Genomic DNA, 25,429 nt, shown 5'->3' on the forward strand with positions numbered 1-25,429 from the left:
TTTTCATCCCAAGCTTGTTAAAAAAAATTTTAGTTTACTTGAAAAAAATTTTTTATAGGTGTAATCTACTTGATTTAGTTAAATAAAATTAGGTTAATCCAGATTAAGTTTACTGTATTGTTTCCATCTGACATCTTTGCATTTTTTGTAATTTTGAGTATCAGGGGGGTCACCGTACACCTTGACTATGTCGGCTATTGTGATCAATTCCTGATTACAACGGTCAGATTTGTCTCAGGCGTCGGCCCATTAAAAGGAGAGGTTGCAGGCAGGCAGACGCATGCCGGGCTTGAAAGCGTGTCGGCTGTGCCGGCCGCAACTAACCCACGATCTAGCGGCATCTTGACCCCACGGGAGTAAACGCATGACCACACTTTTTTACATTCTTGGCTATCTGGCGGTAGCTGGCTTTTTCTGCATGGCCTACCTCAAGATCAAATCGTATCTTGCAGCCAGCCCCCTGCACGTACGCTGGGAACTGTACCCCGTGCCTCACGAAGGCTCCAAGACGGTGTACGGCGGCAGCTTTATGGAAGAAAAGGACTGGTGGACCAAGCCTCGTCACATCGCTCACATGGGCGACGTCAAGGCCCTGCTGACCGAAGTGCTTTTTCTGCACGCCACCTTTGAACACAACCTCAAACTTTGGGTGCGCACTTACCCCTTCCATGTGGGCATGTACATGCTCATGGGTGGCACCATCGTGGTGTTGTTTGCCGCCATTGCGCAGGTTCTGGGCCTCAACCCCCAGGGCGGTCTGATGATCTTTGTCGGCAACATCATCAGCGCCTGTGCCCTGGCTGGCACACTGTGCATCATTGTGGGCGGCGTCAGCCTTATTTTGCGCCGTCGCGCCGATGAAGGCCTGCGCCGCTACAGCACCCCCGAGCACTACTTCAACCTGCTTGTCTTCGTGCTCTTCGGCGTGCTGGGCCTGGCTGCCTGGGCTTCCGCTCCTTCCTACTTCGAGCTGGCCCGCACCTTCATGCACAACTTGATCACGTTCCACTTTGCCCCGCAGACCAACGTGCTGTTCAGCCTGCACCTGCTGGTGGGCTTCTTCCTGCTGATATGGATTCCCATGACCCACATGGGCCACGTCTTCATGAAGTACTTCACCTACCACGACATCCGCTGGGGTGACGAACCCACCAACTACAGCCCCAAAAACCAGCAGAAGATCATGGACGCCCTGAAGTTCAACGTCACGTGGTCTGCCGATCATATCAATGGCGATGGCCAGCCCAAGACCTGGGTGGACGTGGCCACCACAAATCCCGCAGCCCCCAAGAAGGAAGACTAGGGAGTTCCACAATGAAAGATAATCTGCAATTGAAAGATGTTTCCACTGCCGAAGGGCAGATGGTCAGCATTGACCTCAAGGATATTCCTGAGCTTCCCCTGGACGTGCACACCATGCCCTGGAAGCCCTTCACCGATGAACAGAAGCAGAACACCGCCTGCATCCTTGACGATGTGTGCGTGCTGAACATTCCTGTGCCCAAGAACAAGGAAGAAGAAGAGGAACTGGTCAACAAGTTCCTCAACGGCATGCGCAAGCTGTTCACCAAGGAAAACAACTGGACCTTCCTGCCCATGCTCGAAACCAGCATGGACTACTGCGCCCAGTGCAACTCCTGTTCTGATGCCTGCCATCTGTACGAAATGTCGGGCAAGAACGAAATGTACCGGCCCAACTTCCGGTCTGAAATCTTCCGCCGCATTTACAAGCAGTATGTGAAGAAAGAACCCTTTGCCAAATGGCGCTACGGCGACATGGGCCTGAACTGGAAGACCGTGGCCCGCCTGGGCGAGCTGGCCTACCGCTGCAACCTTTGCCGTCGCTGCGCGCAGACCTGCCCCATCGGTGTGGACAACGGCCTGCTGGCCCGCGAAATCCGCAAGCTTTTCAGCCAGGAGATGGGCATCTACGCCCGCGAACTGCACGAAAAAGGCACCATGAACCAGATGAAGTGCGGGTCTTCCACCGGCATGACGCCTGAAGTGGTGAAAGAAAACGTGGAGTTCATCGACGAGGACTACACCGAAATCACCGGCGTGGGCATCCACACTCCCTTCGACGTGCAGGGTGCAGACATCATGCTGCTGCACAACGCTGGCGAAGTGATGGCCTGGCCTGAAAACATCGCCGCCTTCTCGCTGATCTTCCAGGAAGCTGGTCTTTCCTGGACGCTTTCGAGCAAGGCTCTGGCATACGACGGCGTGAACTACGGCGTGTTCTACGACGACGCCCAGACCGCCCGTATTGCCCTGCAGCACATGATGGCCGCCAAGGAACTTGGCGTGAAGAAGATCGTCATCGGTGAATGCGGCCACGCCCACAAGGCCCTGACCGTTATCGCCGACCGCGTTATCCCCTTCGAATATCAGGTGCCGCGCGAAAGCTGCTATGTGACCCTGCACGACATCGTCATGTCGGGCCGCCTCAAGCTTGATCCTTCGCGCAACAACTTCCCCGTGACCCTGCACGACCCCTGCAACATCGTGCGCCTCATGGGCATTGTTGAACCCCAGCGCGAAATCGTGCGCAAGATTGCGCCCATGTTCCGCGAAATGCCCTGCCACGGTGTGGACAACTACTGCTGCGGCGGCGGCTCCGGCTTTGCCATCATGACCCGCAACAACATCGAGCAATGGCGCGGCAACATCTCTGGCCGCAAAAAGATGTGGCAGATCGCCGAAGCCTTCAAGGATTGCCTTGGACCGGAAACCCGCAAGTACATCTGCGCTCCCTGCTCCAACTGCAAGGGCCAGATCCGCGAAATGCTGGAACACAACGATCTGTACACCAAGAACAACTTCGCATACGGCGGCCTGGTGGAACTCATCGTCAACGCCATGGTCAACGTGAACCCCGGGTTCATCAAGTTTGAAGGCGAAGAAGAATAGTTTCCCGACCGTGGGATAAATAGAAAAGGGGGCGCAAGCCCTCTTTTCTATTTATGAGCGTTGCCATCGGCAACGCGATCAGAAATCGGGAGCAGGCTGCGGCTTGCCCGCGCCGACGAGCGACTGATTTCTGTGTTTCCTGCCCGGCGGTCTGCCGCCGCTGGCAGCGCAAAACCCGTGCACGGGGTTTGTCATCTGTAATGATAAGAGGGGGCGCAAGCCCCCTTTTCTATTTATGAGCGTTGCCATCGGCAATGCGACCAGAAATCGGGAGCAGGCTGCGGCTTGCCCGCGCCGACGAGCGACTGATTTCTGTGTTTCCTGCCCGGCGGTCTGCCGCCGCTGGCAGCGCAAACCCCGTGCAACGGGGTTTGTCATCTGAATGATAAAGGGGGCACAATCCCCCTTTTCTATTTATGAACGTTGCCATCGGCAACGCGACCAGAAATCAGGAGCAGGCTGCGGCTTGCCCGCACTTTCATTTGTCGTCCGATGCGTTTCTTGCAGCGCACGAAAGCCATATGCCCACCATCACGCAGGCCAGACCTGCAAGATGCGTCCACAGAATCTGCTCACCAAGCACCAGCCACGAAAGCGCCACGCCGCTCAGAGGCACCAAACCTGTAAAGGCAGCGGCTGCGCTGGCCTGCACCTGAGCAATCCCCCGAAACCACAACACATACGACAGGTAAGAAACCGCTGCGCCATAGTAGGCAAGCCCCCAGATGGCTGAGGCAGACAACGAGGTAAAATCATAATCACGAGCCTCAAACAGGGCTATGGGCAATAGCATGACAAAAGCATAAAATGACACAATTGTCGTACGCCGCATGGGCGACATGGGGCAACAGCGCGCCTTGCTGAGTACGGAAAATGCCGCCTCGCACAATACAGCCACCAGCACAAGGCCGTTGCCCAGCAATGTGCGCCAGGCCTCGCCTCCGCTTGCTGGCGTGGCTTCCACACCAGCGGCCCCCTGCGCTGCCAGAAAAGGCGTAAGATTAATGGCAAGCAGGCCCAGACTCACGCAGGCTATGCCCGCAATGCGCCGCAGCGGGGGCCTCTCACGCAGCATGCCCCATGCCAGCAAGCCGATGACCGCTGGCGCAGCGCTGCTCATCAAGCCCGCGGAAGCCGCGCTGGTGAAGCGAAGCCCCTCAAAGGTGCAAATCCGGTACAGAGCAATGCCGCACAATGCCTGAAGCGCCAATGTTGCATGGGTACGCCCATCGAGCGCCCCCCTTTCACGCCGCAGCCACAACTGGGGCAGCATCACCAGCAGCCCTGCTCCAAGGCCCAGCCCTGCCGCAAGAAACACAGGCAGGCTGCCCACCAGCAACTTTCCCGCCACCACGGCGCTGCCAGCGATGCTCATGGCAAGTGTCAGGCTGATCCATGCTCCCCAGGGACGCGCTTGCCCCGATTGCACCAGATGTTGCGCTCCCCCGGCAGCTTTCTCAGCCGCAGCTCGTTGCGCACTGTTTTCGCACACGCTCATTACTTCCTCTCCTTTTGATGTCCGAACAATGCTTCGGCATGCTGAACGTCTTCCGACACGTATTGCCATCTGACGTTTGAGAGGCTAGCGTAGTAAAAGTGGTTTTGATAAGCGCCACTTTTTGGCATTTTCTACCATACCAATTGCAGGTGCGCCATGTGGATCAGCCTTGATGCAGACAGCCCGCTTTCGCTGAACCGCCAGATCAGCGCACAGATCAGGGAACTGATTTTACGCGGTCATCTGGCAGCAGGCGACCGTCTGCCCTCCACCCGGCAACTGGGCAAAGAACTGCATGTGGCCCGCAGCACTGCCATTGAGGCCTACGACCAGTTGCTGGCCGAAGGCTATCTTGAATCGCGGCGCGGCTCGGGAACACATGTGGCGCAAGGTATTCGGCCCCAGCCGAAAATATGCGGGCAAAAATCAACGCCAGATGATCATGCGCGCGCCGATGCCCGCACCGACCCGCCGGGATTTGTGAATTTTCAGTCCGGCATCCCGGCTCTGGAGCACTTTCCTGCGGCGGAATGGGGCAGGCTGTACCGGCAGGTTTGCGATACATTGCCCGCATCGGCCCTGCGCTATTGCAGGCCTCAAGGCGTTGCCGACCTACAGGTGGCCATTGCCGGATGGCTGCTGCGCATGCGCGGTTTGCGCGCTGCACCGGAGCAGATAATGATCACAACAGGCGCAACACAAGGTCTCAGGCTTGTGGCGCGCCTGCTCAACCGCCCGGATGCCCTGGCAATTGTGGAAGACCCCGTTCACCGGGGGCTGGTGGAAGTGATATCGCGCGCCGGGTACGCCATTGAAGGCATAGCCGCAGACGCGCAGGGCATGGACGTCAGCCGCCTGCAAAGCCTCGCGGAGCAGACAACCCGCCGATGCGCCTTTGTCTATGTGACCCCTTCGCACCAGTATCCGACCGGGGGCATCCTCTCCGCGCAGCGGCGGCAGGGGCTGGTGGACTTTGCCCGGCAGCGCGACTGCATGGTGGTGGAGGATGACTACGATGGCGAATTCCGCTTTGAGGGAACACCTGTCAGCGCCCTGCGTGAGCTTGCGCCCGACAGAGTCATATATATTGGTTCGTTCAGCAAAATTCTGGCTCCTGCCCTGCGCATGGGCTTTGCTGTGATACCGCAGGATATGGTGCACCCCTGGGCAGAGGAAAAGCAGTACACGGATGTGCACACCGATGCGCTTTCGCAGCGCACGCTGGCCGCCTTTATCTCAAGCGGGGGGCTTGAGCGGCATATCTGGAAAATGTGCAAGCTGTATAAAGGCAAAAGGCTCTTCCTGCTGGAATGTCTGCGGCGGTACTTTGGTGACAGCTTCACAGCCAGCGGACAGGCTGCCGGGCTGCATCTGGTGGCGGGATTTCCCGGTATCTGTTTTTCGGACGAAGTGCTCGCGGCCATGCGCGCACAAGGAGTTCGGGCCGTGCCGGTGGAGCACCATTCGCTGTGCCGCAACGGCGCGCACGCGCACGAACTGATACTGGGTTATGCCCACCTGTCGGAGCAGTCCATGGAGCGCGGGGTACATGCCCTGCAAGAGGCCCTTGCGCAGTGAGCAGACAGTTTTAATGGAATATCATTTTTTGCAAGGCATCCGGCGGTTTGCCGCCCTGTGGCCTTTCAATCGCCGCGCCATGCGCGCATTGACAGGATGCCCGCAATGAGGCAATAGAAAAGCCTTCATCCACAAGCGGCGCATCATTTGTGCGCACATCTTTTCTCGCGGAGGGCGGAGATGAAAAAAGGTATGACATGGCTTGCTGCAATGGCATTCTGCGTGGCAATTGCCGCGCCCGCAATGGCTGCGGATCCCATTAAAATCGGCGTTGCCGGCGCGCACTCCGGCGACCTGGCCTCCTACGGCGTTCCCAGCCTGAACGCCGCCAAGGTTGTGATTGCCGAAGTTAACGCCAACGGCGGCGTGCTTGGCCGTCAGATTGAACTGATCGCCCAGGATGACCAGTGCAAGCCTGAACTGGCCACCAACGCGGCCACCAAGCTTATTTCCGAAAAGGTGAACGTGGTCATGGGCCACATCTGCTCCGGCGCGACCAAGGCTACCCTGCCTTTGTACACCGAAGCCAAGATCGTCTCCATGTCGCCTTCTGCCACGACCCCCAGCCTTACCGAAAGCGGCACCAACCCCTATTTCTTCCGCACCATCGCCAACGACAAGGCCCAGGCCAAGTTGACCAGCGACTTTATCCTGAACGGCCTCAAGGCCAAGAAGGTCGCCTACCTGCATGACAATGGCGACTACGGCAAGGGCTTTGTGGACAACAATCGCGAAGCCCTTGAAAAGGCTGGCGTGGAAACCGTTCTGTACGAAGCCGTTACGCCTGACGCTGTTGACTTTTCTGCCGTTGTGCGCAAACTGCGCCGCGCCCAGCCCGACATTCTCGTGTTCGGCGGCTACCAGCCCACCGCTTCCAAGCTGTTGCAGCAGATGCGCCGCGACCGCGTGACCACCGCCATGATCGGCCCCGACGGCCTCAAGGACGATGCCTTCATCAAGATGGCTGGCAAGGACGCCGAAGGCGTGTACGCCTCCTATCCCAAGGACACCAGTAACTTGCCCGCTTACAAGCATGCCCATGAAGGCCATGTGAAGATGTTCGGCAGCGATCCCGGTTCCTTCTACTACAACGGCTACGCCGCCACCCAGGCTCTGGTGAACGCCATTGCCAAGGCTGGCTCCACCGATGCCGCCAAGGTTGTGGAAGCCCTGCGCACCAACCCAGTGGAAACCCCGCTGGGCAAGCTGACCTTCAGCAAGACCGGCGATGCCGCCGGTATGGGCCTTTCCATCTACCAGATCAAAGATGGCAAGTTCGTAGAGCTTAATCACAGCATTACCCTGGACTAAACGTCTACCGGGGCGCGGCCATGGCCGCGCCCCGGCTTTTCACGCATCGCCGGAAGCTGACGGCATTAACGGGACAGGCGGAACGAACAGGGACACCCCCCGTACCGCGCGCGAGTTTGCATGGACATCCAATTTTTTATAGAGCTCTTTTTCGGCGGTTTAACCCGAGGCAGCATTTATGCGCTGATCGCCCTCGGTTATACGCTGGTTTACGGCATTATCGGGCTCATCAATTTTGCCCATGGCGAAGTGTATATGCTGGGCTCATTCACGGCCCTGCTGATAGCTGGCGCGCTTGGCGTCTACGGCTTCCCTGCTGGCGGCATTCTTATTGTGGCGGCTCTTGCGGCCATAGTCTGGTGCTCCGCCTACGGCTATACGCTGGAAAAGGTCGCCTACAAGCCCCTGCGGGGCGCGCCGCGCCTGTCGCCGCTTATTTCTGCCATTGGTATGTCCATCTTTTTGCAAAACTATGTGCTGCTTGCGCAGACATCCGACTTTGTGCCCTTTCCCAACCTGCTGCCGGAAATGAATTTTCTTGAGCACATTGACTATGTCATGGGCGCCAGCGACTTTCTCATTCTGATGGTCAGCACCTTTGCCATGGTCTCCCTTTCGCTTTTCATCCGCTACACCCGCATGGGCAAAGCCATGCGCGCCACGGCCCAAAACCGCAAGATGGCCCTTTTGCTTGGCATCAATGCCGACCGCATCATATCCCTCACGTTCATCATCGGCTCCGCCCTGGCGGCCCTTGGCGGCGTGCTTATTGCCTCGCACATGGGGCAGGTCAACTTTGGCATCGGTTTTCTGGCTGGGCTTAAGGCCTTTACCGCCGCAGTGCTCGGCGGCATTGGCTCCATCCCCGGCGCAATGGTGGGCGGGCTTGTGCTTGGCCTGGCCGAAAGCTTCACCACGGGCTATTTTTCCGGCAACTACGAAGACATGCTGGCCTTCGGCATTCTTATCCTCATTCTCATTTTCAGGCCCGATGGAATCTTGGGCAAAGCCACAGTGCAGAAGGTGTAGCCATGCAGCGCATACTTAAAGCCGCCATCGCCGCCCTGTGGTTCATGCTCCTCACCCTGCCGGTGCTGGGCATCAAGCTGAACACAGCGGCAAAAACAGTTGTTTGGCGTTTTGACCGCATATTCGCCCTGGGTGCAGGTATATTTGTGCTTGCCCTTATCTGGGACTGGTGCTTCAGCCGCAAGGCATCGGGCATGAAGATCATCACCCTGCCCAAGTGCTTCAACCTGGCAGAGATTATTGAATCATTCAGAAACAGCGCTGGGCTCCGCCTTGGCGGGCTTGCCGTGCTTGCCGTTGTGCTCATCGGCATGCCTCTGGTCAGCTCCTTCTATCAGACCAACATCATGATCTCCGCCCTGCTGTACGTCATGCTGGCGCTGGGCCTGAACATCGTTGTGGGTCTGGCGGGCCAGCTTGTGCTTGGCTACGTGGCCTTTTACGCCATTGGCGCGTACACGTACGGCCTGCTGAACCAGTATTTCGGCCTCGGCTTCTGGACCTGCCTGCCCATCGGCGGTTTCCTCACCGTGCTTTTCGGCCTTGGTCTGGGCTTTCCCGTGCTGCGGCTGCGTGGCGACTACCTCGCCATCGTGACCCTGGGCTTTGGCGAAATCGTGCGCCTCACCCTGCAAAACTGGAACACCGTCACCGGCGGCCCGCGCGGCGTCAGCGACATTCCGCGCCCCGGCTTTTTTGGCATGAGCATGGACATCACCCAGTCCACCACCTACATCTACTATCTGGTGCTGGCCGCTGTTGTAGTTACCATTGTTGTTATCACCCGGCTCAAGAATTCGCGCGTGGGGCTGGCCCTGCAAGCCCTGCGGGAAGACGAAATCGCCTGCGAGGCCATGGGCGTGGACATCACGCGGGTGAAACTCTCGGCCTTTGCGCTCGGCTCCTGCTGGGCTGGCTTTGCCGGGGTAATCTTTGCCGCCAAGACCACCTATATCAATCCCTCCAGCTTTACCTTCATGGAATCAGCCATGATTCTTTCCATGGTGGTGCTGGGCGGCATGGGCTCCATTGCGGGCGTGGTCATTGCAGCGCTGATTCTCATTCTTGCCCCGGAATATCTGCGGGCTTTCTCTGACTACCGCATGCTGCTTTTCGGAGCGATCATGGTGATTATGATGCTCTTCCGGCCACAGGGCCTCATCAGCGGTGAACGACGCCGCTACCGCATCAGCAACCTGCACGGTGCTGAAGGAGGCCGCTGATGAAACCGGTGCTGGAAGTAAAGGATCTTTCTCAGGATTTTGGCGGTCTCCGCGCACTTAACGAACTTTCGCTTACCGTGAACAGCGGCGAGATCGTTGCCCTTATCGGCCCCAATGGCGCAGGCAAGACCACGTTTTTCAACTGCGTGACCGGCATCTACACCCCCACTGAAGGGCAGATGTATCTGCACGACGCCACGGGCGAAAAACAGATGCTCAACGGCAAAAAGCCCCACCTTATCACGGCTATGGGCATGGCCCGCACGTTCCAGAACATTCGCCTTTTCAGCGAAATGACCGTGCTTGAAAACGTGATGATTGGCCGCCACTGCCGCACCAAGGCGGGCATTTTTGGCGCGATCGTGCGCGATGGCCGCACCCGCCGTGAAGAGCAGGACTGCATCGACCGCAGCTATGAACTTCTGGAACTGGTGAAACTTCAGGATTTCTGGAACGAAACGGCCAACAACCTGCCCTACGGCGCGCAGCGGCGGCTTGAAATCGCCCGCGCCATGGCGACTGAGCCGCGCATGCTGCTGCTGGACGAACCCGCAGCGGGCATGAACCCCCAGGAAACCAACGAGCTCAAGGAGCTGGTCTGCTCCATCCGCGACAACCAGCAGCTCTCCATCCTGCTTATCGAGCACGATATGGGCATGGTCATGTCGCTCTCCGACCGCATCTACGTCATGGAATACGGCTCCTGCATCGCCACAGGCACCCCCGCTGAAATCCGCACCAACCCCCGCGTCATCAAGGCCTATCTGGGAGAAAGCGATGCTTGAGCTGCGTAACGTAGACACCTATTACGGCAACATTCAGGCCCTGCGCGATATTTCGCTGAATATTGAGGAAGGCGAAATTGTCACCCTGATCGGGGCCAACGGCGCGGGCAAGTCCACCACGCTTATGACAATCTGCGGCATCAACCGCCCCAGAAAAGGCGAGATACTCTGGTATGGCAAGCCCATACACCAGTTGCCCCCGCACGAAATCGTGGCCTTGGGCATTTCGCAGGTACCGGAAGGCCGCCTGATTTTCCCTGATCTGAGCGTCAGCGAAAATCTCGACCTCGGCGCATTTTTGCGGCGTGATCCGGCAGGCGTGAAGGACGATCTGGACTACGTGTTCAGCCTCTTTCCCATTTTGTCCGAACGCCGCAAGCAGGCGGGCGGGACGCTTTCCGGCGGTGAACAGCAGATGCTTGCCATCAGCCGCGCCCTCATGGGCCGCCCCAAGCTGCTGTTGCTGGACGAGCCTTCACTGGGCCTCGCCCCCATCATCATTCAGCAGATCTTTTCCATTATCCAGAAGGTCAATTCCAACGGCACTACGGTCTTTCTGGTGGAGCAGAACGCCAACCAGGCCCTGCGCATCGCCAACCACGGCTATGTTATGGAAAATGGTCGCATAGTCATGCACGACACTGCCGCCAATCTGCTCACCAGTGAAGAAGTGCGCACTGCCTATCTGGGCATGTAGACCGCAGTCCCCATAGCGGCGCTTAACCAGTGCCGCGCTGCAATCGATAGTAAAGCGGTGCGTTTGCCAGGCAAACGCACCGCTTTTTATGTGCAGAGCCAAAACGAAACGAGCATACTCCTTCCGCGTATATTCCCGAACCGCAGTAACGGACACGTGCCCTGCTCCACCTGCCTATCTTTCTCAAAAGCAAAGCCGTTGCCGACTGGCAGTCGGCAACGGCTTTTGAGCTGTATTGAAGCTATTCGAGGAGGAGGATTATCCCTCAGCCCCCGCAACAATATGAAGATTTATCTGTAACTTTGCCCTAGACTTCGCTGATGATGGGCACGACCACAGGGTCACGCTCCAGCACACGGCGGAAGAAACGCCGCAGCGAAGAACGAATGCCTTCCTGCAAGCGGCCAAGCTGACCGGGGCGGGCCGCTTCAATCTCGTCCAGCACCAGGCACTTGGCGTCTTCCAGCAAGTGGCTGTAGTGCTGCTCGAATACAAAGCCTTTGGAGATCATTTCCGGCCCGTGCAGTATGCTGCCGGTTTCGGAATCCACCACCAGCACCACAATAACCATACCTTCATCGCCAAGGATACGGCGCTCCTTGAGCACGGCGTAGCCCACATCACCCACGCCCTTGCCGTCCACGAGCGTACACTCGACCGGAACGCGCGGTTCCAGACGGAAGGAATCTTTGAGCAGGGTAAGGGGCAGGCCGTCTTCCAGCAGAATGACGTTGTCCTGCTTCACGCCGCATTCAACAGCAAGGCGGCCATGCTTGACCAGATGCTGGTATTCGCCGTGCACGGGCACAAACAGCGTGGGCCGCACGGCCTCAAACATGTCGCGCAGTTCTTCGCGCTGGCCGTGGCCCGAGGCATGGATGGCGTGTACGCTTTCGTACAGCACTTCCGCGCCGATGCGGTACATTTCGTTGATCAACCGGGAGATGGCCTTGGCATTGCCGGGGATCATACGCGAACTCATGACCACGGTGTCGCCCTTGCGGATCTCCAGCTGTCTGTGGCCGCCAAGCACCATGCGCGACAAGGCGGAGAGCGGTTCACCCTGCGCGCCTGTCACAACAAGCACGATCTGGTCATCCGGCAGGTCGGGTACGCCGTTGTGCGCGTTGAAAAACGAAGGCGGCAGCTTGGCAATGCCAAGATCGCGGGCCATTTCGATATTGTTCGCCAGCGACTTGCCGCTGATGACCACCGTGCGCCCATGCTCGCGCGCAAGGTCAAAAACTTCCTGAATACGCTGAATATGGCTGGAAAAGAGCGTGATGACGATGCGCCCTTCGGCCTTGGCGAATATCTTGTCCAGCGAATCCTTGACTTCGCGCTCCGTGAGGGAACGCCCCTCGCGCACGATGTTGGTGGAATCCGAAAGCAACAGCCGTGCGCCGTCCGGCCCGGCAAAGTTGCGGAAAAGATTCAGGTCGGTGCCTGTGCTGTCAAGGGGATGCGGGTCAATCTTGAAATCGCCGCTGTGCACCACCCGGCCTACGGGCGTTTCTACGCCCAGACCAAAGCCTTCGGGAATGGAGTGACAGACGGGGAAAAAATGAAAGGTCAGGTCGCCCAGAGGCAGCACGGTGTTGATATCGACAGGGCACAGCTCCACCCAATCCAGAATTTCCCGCTCCCTGAGCTTGTGTTCCACAAGCGCCAGGGTAAAGCGTGAGCCATAGATACGGGTTCCCTTGATTTCAGGCACAATCCAGGGCAGTGCGCCAATGTGATCCTCATGCCCGTGCGTCAGCACAATACCGAGCAGCTTGTCCTTGATGCCGCTGACAGCGCCAAAGTGCGGGATAACAACGTCCACGCCAAGGTGCGCGTCGTCAGGAAACATGAGGCCGCAATCAACCATCACAACGCCGCCGGAGGTTTCCCACAGCTGGCAGTTGAGGCCGATCTCTCCCAGTCCCCCGAGGGGGGTAATGTTCAAATAAGGTTCATTCATTCGCAATCGCTTTTGGGCGGCGCTGCTAAGGTCGTGCCGTCGCTCAACGCCGCATAAGATCAGGGTGAAATTCGCCCATGGCCACATATAATTGCGCCAGAGCGGTCAAATAATCGGCTTTTGCTCCTGTTAACGTCGCCTGAGCGGTGGTGAGCTTGGACGAAGCGTCCAGCACGTCAAAGTTGGTGCCCACCTGCTCCTGATAACGGGCCAATGCCACATTGTATGCCTCAGTAGACTGCTCCACGCCCTTTTCCGCCACGGTTATCCGTTTGGCGGCTTCCTGCACGGCAAGCAGTTTCGACTTGATGTCGTAGCCAACGCTGAGTTTCAGGTCTTCTTCGGCATAGCGCATCTTTGTGACCAGCCAGCCTGCCTCTTTGTCGGCATAATACGTGGTTCCCCACTGAAAAACGTCCCAGGTGGCCCGGGCGCCCACTTCCCATACGGAGCTGCGTGAACCCCGGTCGCCATTTTCCTGCAGATCAAGCGAATTGCCGCTCTGCGAAACATTGTAATAGGCTTCCACCTGCGGATAATAGCCGCTCTGCACGGCCTGCTGCGATTTGCCCGCGATTTCCACCGAGCGCGCCGCCATGTAGAGATCGGGCCGCTGGCGGTAGGCCGCTTCAAGGCACTGCTCCAGCGAACGGGTAAAGGGCACATGGGCAAGCTTGCCGGTAAACTTGATTTGGGCCGTGGCGGGCAGCCCCAGCAAGGTATTCAGCTTGGCAAGGCTGGTGTCGCGGCTGTTTTCGACCTGAATCAAGGTATTCTCGGCCTGTCGCACATCCACTTCTGCCTGGAGCACATCCAGCCGGGGGCGAAGGCCCACACCAAAAAAGGCAGTGGTAATGCGCAACTGATCCTGCAAACGGGCCAGAGCATCACGCTGGCTGCGCACGCTTTCTTCGTACCGCAGATAATTCAGAAACTGGGTCTGAACACTTTCTGTCATGGACAGTTCGGCATTGCGCACTGAGGCTTTATCGCTGTCAGCCTGAAGGGCTGCCTTCTGATAATTGGCCAGGAGCTGAAACCCTTGAAACACGGGCTGAGAAATTTCTACGGCCCAGGTATAGGTGCCTTTTTCCGCTGGTCTGCTACTGCTGGGTAAGGCGGGCGATGTTTTTCTTTCCTGCTTGGAGGCGGAATACGTTGTGCCAAGCTTGGGCCCAAAAGCCCCGCGCGCAGATTTGCGCGCCTCTTCAGAAGACTGCCCCTGCGCCTCTTGCGAACCCAGGCTCGGATTATGCCGCAAAGCGCGATCCACAGCATCGGGCATGGAAACTGCCCCGGAAGGCACAGCATTGTCCTTGCCCGAAGGCAAGGTTCTTCCGCTAAAAACGGGCACGGCAGCGCTGCCCGATGGGCGCGCGGCAACAGAAGAATCGGCAAACACAGCGTTGCCGCCCACAGGCCCGGCAAGCGCACCAACAACAAGAAATACCAGGCCCAATTCAGGAATGCGCTTCATATATTTACAGACGGAATGGCTCCGCTACCTTTTAAAAATTACTTCGACCCGGATTACATACACCGCAGAAGACGGCATTGGCAACACTTCATGGAAAAAGATAATTTTACGCAAAACGGCTAAACAGACATTCTTTAAAAGGTATTTTTACTCAGTGCGCGCTGAATAATAACTATTTCTACATGTACTGCTTATTAAATAAAGGACAACAAAGCGTAACTCTTGTGCCCTAACATACAGAAAATATGGCCAGTTTCAACAACAAACAGACTTACTTGCAAAATTGAATTTTTCATAAATTGCAACATCTGTTTCAAAACCGGCCAGGCAAGCCTGCAGTGAAACCTGAAAATCCCTGCCCTTAAGGAGCCGCAAGGGGATTCTAAAAAATTTCTTGAAAGTTTACCTCAGTCGTAGCATGCTGCGCAGCAGAGTCCTTGCGGGATTCCGCAGCTCCGCCGTGACGGTTGGCGCATCTTTGCGTCTGCCGTGCTGGCATTTTTTGCGGCGCACTGAAACAGACCACAGTTGTTGCGCAGATATGGAGAACCTCATGGAATTCAGTTTTTTTTCGATGATCGCCCAGGCAAGCCTGGTGGCCAAGGCGGTGCTGGCGTTTCTGGTCATGATGTCCATTGGGAGCTGGGGGCTGATGATCCAGAAATTCATCGGCTTGAGCGCAGCTAACAAAAAGGCTCTCAGCGGCACGGAAAGGTTCGAGAAGGCGGCCAATCTGCGCGAAGCCGTGCAGTCCTTGGGCTCCGACCCAACTTCCCCGCTGTACTACATCGCCCATCAGGGCGTTCTTGAATTCAACCGTTCCAAAGAACTTGGCAACAGCAGTGAAGTGGTGGTCGACAACGTTCGCCGCGCACTGCGCCAGGGTGTGGGCACGGAATTGGCCCGGCTGCAAAGCTCGCTGTCTATTCTGGCCACCTGCGCCAACACGGCCCCCTTTATCGGCCTGTTTGGCACGGTCTGGGGCATCATGAGCTCCTTCCACTCCATCGGCATGCTCAAGTCGGCCTCTCTGGCCACTGTTGCCCCCGGTATTTCGGAAGCTCTGGTTGCTACGGCCATCGGCCTGGCTGTGGCCGTTCCGGCCACCATTGGCTTCAATATCTTCATGGGCAAGCTTTCGCAGGTTGACACGCTGCTGGTGAATTTTGCCGGCGTGTTCCTCAACCGCGTCCAGCGCGAAATCAACGCCCACCGCCCCGTGCAGCGCACGGGCGCAACGGAGATGTAGCATGGGCGCTAGTGTTGGCGGCGGCAACAAGTTTGTTTCGGACATCAACGTCACGCCCTTTGTGGACGTCATGTTGGTGCTGCTGATCATCTTCATGGTGGCGACCCCCATGATGAGTCAGGGGCTGGACGTGGATCTGCCGCAGACCAAGCAGGTGGAAGTGCTTTCTACCGAGGCAGACCACATGGTGTTGACCGTGCGCAATGACGGCAAGATGTACCTTGACGAGTACCCTGTGGACACCATGGAAGACCTTGAGGGGTATTTGCAGCGTCTGGTCAAGGAAAAGAACAAGACGCTCTTTCTGCAGGCCGACAAGGCGGTGCCTTACGGCACTGTTGTGGAAGTCATGGGTCACATCAAGGCCGTGGGCATCGAAAAGCTCGGCGTTATCGCCGAACAGCCCGATGATGCCTCGCCCAAGGGCGGCAAGCCCGCACGCGCCCGAAAATAGGATTGCTCTATGCGCCTGGCCTCATACGTTCTTTCATTCTGCCTGCACGCAGCCATATTTTTACTGATATGGTTCTGGCCCAGCAGCCCGCCCATCAAGCTGGACACGCCTCCGGTCATGATCAGTCTGGTTGAGGGCGCCACAGGCGGCAACCGTACCCCCTCGCCCATTCTCGGGCATATGGGGCAGCCCGGCGATGGCCCCCTTGCGCCTACGCCGCCCGCCCCCAAGGCAGAAGTGGCCGCGCCCGAGCGCGTTGAAGTCAAAGAGCCCAAACCTGTTCCGCCGCAGCCCAAGCAGGATGCAGCGGCTGTAAAAAAGCCCGAGCCCAAACCCGAGCCGAAACCGCAGCCTAAGCCGGAACCCAAGGAAGAAGCTAAACCCATCGCACAGAAAAAAGAAGACAAGCCCAAGCCCAAGGAAGAACCGCAGAAGGAAGCTCCCAAGGATCAGAAGAAGCCGGAGCCTCCCAAGGCGGACGCCAAGAAGGACGCCAAGGAATCCAAGGACGCCAAATCCAACGTTGACCCTGTGGCAGCGGCCTTGCAACAGGCGCGCAAAGCATCCTCCAGGGCAGATTCCGGCGACAGGGGCAGCGCCGTGGAGCAGGCTCTCGCCCAAGCCCAGCGCCGCGCAGGCGGCAACAGGGGCGGCGGTGGCGGCGAAGGCGCCGGCCCCGGCGGCGGTGGCCTTGGCGATGTGTACATGGGGCAGGTCATGCTGGCTGTACGGCCCAACTGGGGCTTTACCTCGGCCAGCCGCCTGAACCTGCGCTGCATCATCAACGTCAAGGTAGACGCCCAGGGAAAGCTGTTGCAGAATCCCGTGGTAACACACAGTTCGGGCAATGCGCAGTTTGACGCATCCGCAGCGAGCGCCATTGTGCGCACTGCCAATAGCGGCCAGTTCCCGCCCCCGCCTTCAGCGGACTACGGTGACCTTGATCTGGTGTTTACGCTTGACGAACTCATGGGCCGCTAAGGCGGCCACCTAAACGCGCAATTGGTAACGCGCGCATTCAGGAGGATATATGCCTTCCCAACCGCGCACGAACCTCAGCAGTCTTTGCATATGCTCAAGCCTCATCGCCGTGACGTTTTTTTACGTCACGGCGGTCGGGGCTTTTGCCGCTTCTGCCGCCAGTGCGGATCAAAGCACCTATGCCGGCAACATGCTGGACAAAATTATTGAAATCTGGGCCCCACCCCCTGCGCTTAAAAGCGATTTCAGGGTGCGCCTCAAGGTCACGGTTAACGGGCGTGGGCAGGTTGAAGACTGCAAGCCAGTCAAATCCTCGGGTCTGGAAGCTTTTGACAGTTCGGTATGCGGCGCAGTGCGGCAGATTGGTTCTTTTGGAACACCGCCTTACGGCGCGCCCATGGACGTGCACCTGACATTCTGGAACGGCACCCCCAAGGGCAAACCCAAGCAGGAAACCCTGAGTACGGAAGAAGCGCTGCGGGCCGAGGTCAAGGCCAGAAACAAGGCCGAAGCCGCGCTTGGCGACACAAGAGCCGAAGCCGCAGAAGACCGCGCCCGTGAAAGAGCCGAGGCCATTGCCAAGGCCAGCGGCAAGGACGCGCCGGAAGTAAGGCCCGCGCCGGTGGCCCCGACGCCAGCGCCCAAGGCGAGTGCTGAAAGCAAAAAGAAGGGCGCAAAGGCTCCTGCCACGGCTCAGGCTGACAACGCACCGGCCACGCAGCTTATTGGCAGGAGCAGCCCCACCGCAGGAGAACAGGCCGCCCCTGCGGCAAAAGAAAAGCCAGCCCGGCAGGTGGACAATCTGCCCACCTACGGCGACCCGGACATGGAGGCCGCATCAGCTGCCGTGCCAGCACAGGCTCAGACTCAGGCTAAAGCACAGACCCCGGCAAAAACCGATTCAGCCGCCACGCCCTCGGGTCGCGCCACGGTGCCCGCGCCCGGGGCAACTGCAGCTGGCACAACGGCATCTGGCGCATCCGACGTTGATCGTGTAAAATATCGGCGTGACGCCACCCGGCAGGTTCGCGACGCAATTCTGATCCCTGCCGAAACAGAACCGGGCGAATACCAGACACGCCTGAGGCTTACGATTTCCCCTCAGGGAGAAATCACTGATTTCAAGGTAATATCGCCCACGGGCGACAAGCTTCTTGACAAATATGTGCAGCGAGGCATACGCCGAGCAGGCAGCTTGCCCCCTCCGCCCGCCGAACTTGGGGGAACGCTGGACATCACCCTTACACTGGTGCGCCGCTGAGGCGTGCTGCTTGAACAAGGAATACTAACGCCATGAAAAAACAGCTTCTTCTCCTGACCCTGGGGTTCTGGCTGGCTCTCGGAAGCGGGGCGCAGGCCGCCATGCGCGTGGACATTTACGGTCCGGGGCAAAACATTGTTAACCTTGCCCTGGCGGCCCCAATCAAGGGCCCCTCTGCTGAAGCGAACAGCATGGGCACCGACCTGCAAAAAATCGTGCAGGAAAACCTGAGCTTTTTGCCCTTTATGCGTCTTACCGATCCCAGAGCAGTGCTTGGCGGCGTTGTTCTGCCCGGGTATGAGCCCCCGTCCCTCGATTTCAAACGCTTCCAGCTTGCCGGGTCGGACATTGTGGTAACGACCTACTGGCCCGAGGGCGACAGCGGCACCCGCCCCGTGCAGATCCGCGCTTTTGAAACCAACACTGGCGGGCGGCTTTTCGGCAAGGAGTACCCCAAGGTTACTTCCAAAGACCTGCCCGAAGTGGCCGACCGCTTCTGCGCCGACCTGCTTGAAGCCCTTACGGGCAATGGCGCCTTCTTCCGCTCCACGCTCGCCTTTGTAAAAAAGACGGGCAAGATGAGCGCCAACGTTTGGTTGGTCAAGCCCACCGGGCGCGACCTGCGGCAGATCACAAACATGCCCGGCGAATCCATGTCACCCGCATGGTCGCCTGATGGCCGCTTTGTGGTCTTTACCCACATTGACGAAAAATCCCATGCCCTCGGCGTGTGGGATCGCTCCAGCGGCAAAGTGCAGCGTATCCGCTTTCCTGGCAACGTGGTTATCGGCCCTGCCTTTATGCCCGACAACAAGGTTGCCGTGGCGCTTTCCAACGGCAAGTTCCCTGTTATCTTCCAGCTGAATCACGTTTTCCAGAAAGAACGCGTGCTTGAGCAAAACGACTCCATCAACGTTTCGCCCACATTTGACAGCACGGGCACCAAGATGGCATTTACCTCTTCGCGCCTTGGCGGCCCGCAGATTTTCCTCAAGGATCTGAGCAGCGGATCGGTCACGCGCGTAAGCAAAAACGGCACGTACAACACTGAGGCCAATCTGTCGCCTGACGGAACCCTGGTGGTATACAGCCGCATGACCGACTATGGTCACCGTATTTTTGTGCAAGATATGCTTACCGGCACGGAACGTCAGGTTACTTTCGGCCCCGGCAGCGATGAACAGCCCGCTTTCTGCGCCGACAGTTACTTTATTGCGTTCTCGTCCACGCGCAACGGACACGGCATCTACCTGACCACCCGCCACGGCGGTGATGCAAAGCAGGTACCCACCGGCGGTGGTTCCGTGTACTTTCCGCGCTGGGGCATGCCCGGTCAGCAAAAATAGCTAGAAATTAACAGATAGGCCTCTTACCCGCATTTTTACTCGATTTTCCGGCCCTCGCGGGGCGAAATGGGTAAAAAATATTTTACGAAAGTGCGTCGAAACCCCCTTCCACGCCTTGACAAAAATTGCGGGCCAGATACCATCTGTTATGCGAGGACGAAACGGCCTCGCGTGTGCAGAAAGGAAAGGTATCAATTTTTTTGGAGAATGAGCTGTTCAGGAGGACACACAATGAAACGCTATGCTCTTATTCTCGCTCTGGTTATGGCCCTTGCCGCCGGTTTCGGTTGCGCAAAGAAAACCACCAGCGAACCCGGCTATGACGATGGCCTGACCCCCGAAATGCGTGCGGCCATCCAGCAGATCACTGACGCCCGCGTCTACTTCGCTTTCGACAAATTCGACATCAAGCCCGAATACAAAGAAATGCTGAAGACCAAGGCCGATCTGCTGAAGAAGTACTCCTCTATCCGCGTGCGCATCGAAGGCAACTGCGACGAACGCGGCACCCAGGAATACAACCTCGCCCTCGGCGAACGCCGCGCCCGCGCTTCCTACGAATACCTGGTTACGCTTGGCGTGAATCCCAGCCAGCTGGAAATGATCAGCTACGGCAAGGAAAACCCCGCCGTTCAGGGTAACAACGAAGCTTCGTGGTCCAAGAACCGCCGCGACGACTTCCGCGTGATCGCCCACTAGTCTTTTTAAGACCAGTACTGAAAGAGCCGCCCCTTGGGGCGGCTCTTTTTTTGCCCCGTGCAGACCTGCAAGGGGTTTTGCCAGACATGACCTTGTACTCCACATCTGCGCATTGCTTTGCTGAGCGACTGCCTGCGCCACCTTCGCACTCGGGTTGCACAATGCACTGGAGCACCGCGCGCAACCATTGCCACCCTTTCATGCGCCCGCCAGTGCACGTTTACCCCCACATCGGAGGGGCTGCGCAGCAAGCATACACCCAACTGTTACGGATATATGACTTTGAGCCAGGAACTTGCGGGCATCGGCATCACAGGATAGAGTGCAGGCAACAGAGGTTACCTGCATGAAAATAGCCATTCTTGACGGTGCTGTGCTCAATCCCGGCGATGTGGATTGGGGCCCGATCGCATCCCTTGGCGATGTGTCCATTTATGAAACCACTCCCACCGAAGCGGTTGCAGAGCGCACCCAAGGGGCAGACGTGGTGCTTGTCAACAAAACCCCGTTGACTGGCGCAAATCTTGAGCAACTGGACAGCAATGTCCGCATGGTTGGCGTTCTTGCCACCGGCTATAATATTGTAGACGTTGATGCGCTGGCCGCCCGCAATGTCCCTGTGTGCAACGTGGTTGCATACGGAGTGAGCGATGTGGCCCAGCATGCAATGGCGCTCTTGCTTGAGCTGTGCCGCCATACGAGCCTACATTCCGAAAGCGTCAAAAACGGCGACTGGCTCAAATCCAAAAGCTGGTGCTACTGGAAAATCCCGCCCCTGTGCCTGGAAGGCCTGACCATGGGCCTCATTGGTTTTGGCTCCATAGGCCGCCGCATGGGTGAACTGGCCCACGCCTTTGGCATGAGCGTGCTCGCCTACTGCCGCACCCCCAAGGATCCGCCGTCCTACGGCCCCTTTGCCTTTGCCACACTTGAGCACCTGCTTTGCGCATCAGACGTGGTTTCCCTGCACTGCCCGCTGACCAAGGAAACACGCAATATCATCAATGCCAAAACGCTTTCGTCCATGCGCAAGGGTGCTATTCTGCTGAATACCTCGCGTGGGCCGCTAGTGGATGAAGCCGCCGCTGCCGAAGCCCTGAAATCCGGGCATCTGCGGGGACTTGGCACTGACGTGCTTGCGCAGGAGCCCCCTCAGGACGACAATCCACTCTTTTCAGCACCCAATACGCTGATTACGCCGCACATTGCCTGGGCTACCACACGTGCGCGGCAAAACATCATTGACCTCATGGCGGAGAACATCCGGCGCTGGCAGGCAGGAACCCCCGTCAATGTGGTGAATGGGGTAAAATAAGCGCCAATCATGTACATCGACATACACACCCACGCCTTTCATCCCAAGATAGCGCACAAGGCAGTGGATCACCTGAATGATTTTTATAGCGTCAACTGCGCGGGCGATGGCACCATCGCCCACCTGCTGGAACGTGAACGTAAGGCCGAGATGGAAAAGTGCGTGGTTTTGTGCGCAGCCACAGCGCCTGCCCAGGTTATTCCGGCAAACAACTACGCCATCACCTTGCAAAAGGAGCATGCAGACAGGGTCATCGCCTTTGGTACGGTGCATCCGGGCTATGAAAACTGGGAGGTGGAGCTTAAGCGCATCAAGGCCGCTGGCATCCGCGGCATCAAGCTGCACCCTGATTTTCAGAGCTTCTGGCTGGACGACCCTCGCCTTTTGCCCATTTTTGAAGCAGCGCAAAAAGACTTTGTGTTTGAAATCCACATAGGCGACAGAACAACGCCTGCCCAAAACCCCTCCTGCCCTTACAAACTGGCTGCCATTCTGCGCCAGTTCCCTGGCATGAGGGTGATTGCGGCCCATTTTGGCGGCTACCGCATGTGGGCGCATGCGCTTGATGCACTTGCTGGCAACAGGTTTGAAAACCTTTGGTTCGACACCTCAAGCACAACGCCCTTTGCGACTCCGCTGCTTGCCAAAAAACTTCTTGGGGCTTTTCCGCGAGAACGTATTCTCTTTGGCACAGATTGGCCGCTGTACGACCCTGTGGAAGAGCGCCAACGCCTGCAACGCCTTGCCAACCTCAAGGATGCGGAGATGGAAACCATCATGAGCAACGCCACGTCCTTGCTGTGCGACAGTGCTCCACAGGCGAAAAGCCAGCACAACCATTGACAGCCGACCCTCTTTGCGGGTAAGTGTCTTGCCAAGCCGGACGGCGGCAGCACTGCCAACCCCGTCAGGTCCGAAAGGAAGCAGCGGCAACAGACGTTGCCGGGTGTCCGGCCCACAAAAAACCGCAACGGGATTACCGTTGCGGTTTTTTGCGTCTTTGCGAACTTGCGCCAGCCACCAGCCCCGCAAAAAGGAATTGCCGCCGCCCCCAGAGGACACAACGGCAATTCCAGTTCTGCTACAATTATGCGGGCAAAAGCCGCGCTAATTCTGATCTTTCGACGGCTCGTCCTCATCAACCATCACATCCACCTGATAAATGCCGCGCATTTCGTCCAGGTGAGTCCGCATGGCCTTTTCCGCCATATCTGGATCACGTTTTTTGAGCGCTTCGTACACGCCAACGTGGGCGCGGTATGAACGTTCGCTCTGCTTGCGTACCTGCAAGGAGGCATACAGCGGCGTGATCAGCCAACCGGCAAAGCCCTCGGCCAAAAGCCCGAGAAAATTGTTGCCCATGCATTCCACAAGATAGCGGTGGAAATCAATATCCGCTTCGGCAAAAGCACGTATTTCCGATGCGTCCAGCAATCTGCGCTGATTTTGCAGCTGCTCGTCCAGGCGGGTCAGCTGCTCATCGGTTATTTCAAGGGCCATGCGCCGCACCACAGCAGTTTCAAAAAAGAGCCGCAGATCGTGCAGTTGACGCCAGCCGTCAGGCGAGCTGGAGTAAATCTCCAGTGTAGCCCTCATCTCGCGCAGCAGGGGCTTGAGCGTCAGGCGGCACACACGGGCGCGCATGCCGGGTGAAACCTCAATAAGGCCCATGCGCGCCAGACCGGAAAGAGCCTCGCGCACAGCAGGCCGACCCACGCCGAACTCGTCCATCAACTCACGCTCGGAGGGCAGCTTTTGCCCTACCTGATAAACGCCGCTCTGAATGTCATCCAGCAGACAGCTCAGCACTTCGGTGTGCACTCTGGGCCGCTGGATGTTGCGCTTTCTTCCGGCCTGTGCCTCGGCATCCATATTTTTCGAATTTTCGGTATTCATGGCGAAATTCGTTTCTCCTTGAGGTCTGCGGTACGTCGCATCTTTATGAAAAAACAAGAATTTTTATGCGTTAAAAAAGCAGTAATCCCATAAACCTTACAAAAGTTTCATAAGATATTTCCTTACCCCATGAATTTCTGTATACTTATACAAGAAGGCCGACACAAAATGCCGCGGCTGACCGGTTACTTCCGGCGATTGCCCGCAAAGCCACATTGTTGCTGGCCCAAAACTTTTTTGCGAGCATGTTCAACTGAGGCTGCCCCGCGCCGACGGCGCATTTTTTACACTGTCACGGCAGACAAACAGATGAAGGAGCAAGTGATGTCACGTATCAAGAACCTGCGGGAAGAAGCCCTGGCCATGCACAAGGAATATCAGGGGAAAATTGAGGTTCGGGTCAAAGCCCCTGTGCGCGATAACGACGACCTCACCCTGGCCTACTCGCCCGGCGTTGCCGAGCCTTGCATGGAAATTCATAAAGATCCAGCAATGCTTGATGTTTATACAAACCACTCCAACTTTGTCTGCGTTGTTTCCAACGGCACTGCCGTGCTCGGCCTTGGAAGCATCGGCGCTGCCGCAGCCATGCCCGTTATGGAAGGCAAATCCCTGCTGTTCAAAACCTTTGGCGATGTGGATGCCTTCCCCATCTGCGTGGACACCAAGGACACCGGCAAGATCGTGGAGCTGGTTGAACTGATGGCCCCGACCTTTGGCGGCGTGAACCTTGAAGACATCAAGGCCCCTGAATGCTTTGTCATTGAAGACACCCTGAAAAAGAACGGCATCTTCAAAGGTCCCATCTTCCATGACGACCAGCACGGCACCGCCGTTGTTACCCTGGCCGGTCTTATCAACGCCCTGAAAATTGTTGGCAAAAAACTTGATGAAGTGACCGTTGTCACCAGCGGCGCTGGCGCTGCGGGTATTGCCATCATCAAGCTGCTCATGGCTGTGGGGCTCAAAAACGTCATCATGTGCGATTCCAAGGGCGCTATCTGGCAGGGCCGCCCCGAAGGCATGAATCCCTACAAGGATGAAATCGCCAAGCACACCAATCCCAACAAGATCAAGGGCGGCCTGGCCGAGGCCATCAAGGGCGCAGATGTCTTTATTGGCGTTTCCGCGCCCAATTCCCTGAACGAAGACATGATCCGCAGCATGGCCAAGGATCCCATTGTTTTTGCCCAGGCAAACCCCATCCCCGAAATCTGGCCCCTGCAGCGCGCTTTTGACGGCGGCGCAAAAGTGGTGGCAACGGGCCGCTCCGACTGCCCCAACCAGATCAACAACGTGCTGGCTTTCCCCGGCATCTTCCGGGGCGCAATTGACGTGCGCGCCACTGACATCAACGATGCCATGAAGATCGCCGCCGCCAAGGCCCTTGCCGAACTCGTCAAACCTGAAGAGCTCAGCCCCAGCATGATCATTCCTTCGACCCTGAACCCGGACGTGGCTCCTCTGGTGGCGGCTGCCACAGCCAAGGCCGCCATGGAAAGCGGCATTGCCCGTGTCCACATAAATCCTGACGAGGTGGCAGAAAACCTCAGAAAGCGTCTCGCCAAGCGCCGGGGGTAAACTTCTGGTCGCTGGCTGGTCATCACCATTCAAGGGGTCGCGCATGCAGCGCGGCCCTTTTTTTGCCAGTTGTCTACGGGGCCAAAATCCAGCGCCGCGCAAATACTGGCCTGCGTCAGATTTCAACCTCGACTGAAAAAACATTCAGGAAAAATAAGTCCCTGTTTGGTCAC

Annotated in this window: 21 protein-coding genes and 1 other RNA gene; 18 read left to right on the plus strand and 4 right to left on the minus strand. The window is 57.6% G+C overall.

The genetic code is table 11. From position 1 onward, the window contains the following. Positions 1 to 364: 364 nt before the first annotated feature. Both RDK48_RS11480 and RDK48_RS11485 read left to right on the plus strand, forming a co-directional pair. Positions 365 to 1,303 (plus strand): respiratory nitrate reductase subunit gamma, encoded by a 939-nt coding sequence (locus RDK48_RS11480; protein ID WP_298994076.1) that lies wholly within the window; start codon positions 365 to 367, stop codon positions 1,301 to 1,303. A gap of 11 nt (positions 1,304 to 1,314) precedes the next feature. Continuing rightward, positions 1,315 to 2,910 carry a (Fe-S)-binding protein gene (locus tag RDK48_RS11485; RefSeq protein ID WP_298994074.1) on the plus strand — a complete coding sequence of 532 codons (1,596 nt, stop codon included), beginning with the start codon at positions 1,315 to 1,317 and terminating at the stop codon, positions 2,908 to 2,910. A gap of 478 nt (positions 2,911 to 3,388) precedes the next feature. Here RDK48_RS11485 and RDK48_RS11490 read toward each other — a convergent pair whose 3' ends face one another. After that, on the minus strand, positions 3,389 to 4,408 hold the full coding sequence (locus tag RDK48_RS11490; RefSeq protein ID WP_298994072.1) for a DMT family transporter: 1,020 nt from the start codon (positions 4,406 to 4,408) through the stop codon (positions 3,389 to 3,391). Between the two features lie 156 nt (positions 4,409 to 4,564). On the opposite strand from RDK48_RS11490, the gene RDK48_RS11495 reads away from it, so the two are divergent. The 6 genes from RDK48_RS11495 to RDK48_RS11520 all read left to right on the plus strand — a co-directional run bounded on the left by RDK48_RS11495 (position 4,565) and on the right by RDK48_RS11520 (position 11,031). Further along, the gene (locus tag RDK48_RS11495; protein ID WP_298994070.1) at positions 4,565 to 5,986 is read left to right on the plus strand and encodes a PLP-dependent aminotransferase family protein; all 1,422 of its coding nucleotides are present in this window, start codon (positions 4,565 to 4,567) and stop codon (positions 5,984 to 5,986) included. Between the two features lie 180 nt (positions 5,987 to 6,166). Next, a complete protein-coding gene (locus tag RDK48_RS11500; protein ID WP_298994068.1) occupies positions 6,167 to 7,297 on the plus strand; it encodes a branched-chain amino acid ABC transporter substrate-binding protein in 1,131 nt (376 codons plus the stop codon). 120 nt (positions 7,298 to 7,417) lie between these two features. Further along, positions 7,418 to 8,326 (plus strand): branched-chain amino acid ABC transporter permease LivH, encoded by a 909-nt coding sequence (locus RDK48_RS11505; protein WP_240825111.1) that lies wholly within the window; start codon positions 7,418 to 7,420, stop codon positions 8,324 to 8,326. A gap of 2 nt (positions 8,327 to 8,328) precedes the next feature. After that, on the plus strand, positions 8,329 to 9,549 hold the full coding sequence (locus RDK48_RS11510) for a branched-chain amino acid ABC transporter permease (RefSeq protein ID WP_298994066.1): 1,221 nt from the start codon (positions 8,329 to 8,331) through the stop codon (positions 9,547 to 9,549). After that, on the plus strand, positions 9,549 to 10,334 hold the full coding sequence (locus tag RDK48_RS11515; RefSeq protein WP_298994064.1) for an ABC transporter ATP-binding protein: 786 nt from the start codon (positions 9,549 to 9,551) through the stop codon (positions 10,332 to 10,334). The genes RDK48_RS11510 and RDK48_RS11515 overlap by 1 nt, the downstream gene beginning before the upstream one ends. Further along, positions 10,327 to 11,031 carry an ABC transporter ATP-binding protein gene (locus tag RDK48_RS11520; protein ID WP_298994062.1) on the plus strand — a complete coding sequence of 235 codons (705 nt, stop codon included), beginning with the start codon at positions 10,327 to 10,329 and terminating at the stop codon, positions 11,029 to 11,031. Before RDK48_RS11515 ends, RDK48_RS11520 begins: the two co-directional genes overlap by 8 nt. A gap of 307 nt (positions 11,032 to 11,338) precedes the next feature. Here RDK48_RS11520 and RDK48_RS11525 read toward each other — a convergent pair whose 3' ends face one another. Then, complete coding sequence (locus RDK48_RS11525) at positions 11,339 to 12,997, minus strand: ribonuclease J (RefSeq protein WP_298994060.1); 1,659 nt, start codon at positions 12,995 to 12,997, stop codon at positions 11,339 to 11,341. Positions 12,998 to 13,040: 43 nt separating this feature from the next. Further along, a complete protein-coding gene (locus RDK48_RS11530) occupies positions 13,041 to 14,474 on the minus strand; it encodes a TolC family protein (RefSeq protein WP_298994058.1) in 1,434 nt (477 codons plus the stop codon). Positions 14,475 to 15,027: 553 nt separating this feature from the next. On the opposite strand from RDK48_RS11530, the gene tolQ reads away from it, so the two are divergent. The 9 genes from tolQ to ffs all read left to right on the plus strand — a co-directional run bounded on the left by tolQ (position 15,028) and on the right by ffs (position 22,740). Continuing rightward, positions 15,028 to 15,723, plus strand: coding sequence for a protein TolQ (gene tolQ, locus RDK48_RS11535; protein ID WP_192112869.1), 696 nt, complete (start codon positions 15,028 to 15,030; stop codon positions 15,721 to 15,723). Position 15,724: 1 nt separating this feature from the next. Beyond that, complete coding sequence (locus RDK48_RS11540) at positions 15,725 to 16,177, plus strand: ExbD/TolR family protein (RefSeq protein ID WP_022658281.1); 453 nt, start codon at positions 15,725 to 15,727, stop codon at positions 16,175 to 16,177. A gap of 9 nt (positions 16,178 to 16,186) precedes the next feature. Then, complete coding sequence (gene tolA / locus RDK48_RS11545) at positions 16,187 to 17,158, plus strand: cell envelope integrity protein TolA (protein WP_298994055.1); 972 nt, start codon at positions 16,187 to 16,189, stop codon at positions 17,156 to 17,158. A gap of 49 nt (positions 17,159 to 17,207) precedes the next feature. Further along, on the plus strand, positions 17,208 to 18,419 hold the full coding sequence (locus tag RDK48_RS11550; protein ID WP_298994053.1) for a TonB family protein: 1,212 nt from the start codon (positions 17,208 to 17,210) through the stop codon (positions 18,417 to 18,419). 32 nt (positions 18,420 to 18,451) lie between these two features. Continuing rightward, complete coding sequence (locus tag RDK48_RS11555) at positions 18,452 to 19,765, plus strand: translocation protein TolB (protein WP_298994051.1); 1,314 nt, start codon at positions 18,452 to 18,454, stop codon at positions 19,763 to 19,765. Between the two features lie 231 nt (positions 19,766 to 19,996). Then, a complete protein-coding gene (pal, locus tag RDK48_RS11560) occupies positions 19,997 to 20,464 on the plus strand; it encodes a peptidoglycan-associated lipoprotein Pal (RefSeq protein WP_192112865.1) in 468 nt (155 codons plus the stop codon). A 346-nt stretch (positions 20,465 to 20,810) separates the two neighbouring features. Continuing rightward, a complete protein-coding gene (locus RDK48_RS11565; RefSeq protein ID WP_298994050.1) occupies positions 20,811 to 21,779 on the plus strand; it encodes a D-2-hydroxyacid dehydrogenase in 969 nt (322 codons plus the stop codon). Positions 21,780 to 21,788: 9 nt separating this feature from the next. Beyond that, on the plus strand, positions 21,789 to 22,622 hold the full coding sequence (locus tag RDK48_RS11570; protein ID WP_298994048.1) for an amidohydrolase family protein: 834 nt from the start codon (positions 21,789 to 21,791) through the stop codon (positions 22,620 to 22,622). Positions 22,623 to 22,654: 32 nt separating this feature from the next. Then, an RNA gene (gene ffs / locus RDK48_RS11575) (signal recognition particle sRNA small type) lies at positions 22,655 to 22,740 on the plus strand. Between the two features lie 146 nt (positions 22,741 to 22,886). Here the strand turns inward: ffs and RDK48_RS11580 are convergent. After that, entirely contained in the window at positions 22,887 to 23,675 is a 789-nt protein-coding gene (locus tag RDK48_RS11580; RefSeq protein WP_298994046.1) for an FCD domain-containing protein, read from the minus strand. A 333-nt stretch (positions 23,676 to 24,008) separates the two neighbouring features. Between RDK48_RS11580 and RDK48_RS11585 the strand changes: the two genes are divergently transcribed. Beyond that, positions 24,009 to 25,256: a malic enzyme-like NAD(P)-binding protein gene (locus RDK48_RS11585; RefSeq protein WP_366125078.1), complete on the plus strand. Its 1,248-nt coding sequence runs from the start codon at positions 24,009 to 24,011 to the stop codon at positions 25,254 to 25,256. Positions 25,257 to 25,429 lie beyond the last annotated feature (173 nt).

It is taken from the genome of uncultured Desulfovibrio sp. (genome assembly GCF_902477725.1).
Classification (GTDB): domain Bacteria; phylum Desulfobacterota; class Desulfovibrionia; order Desulfovibrionales; family Desulfovibrionaceae; genus Desulfovibrio.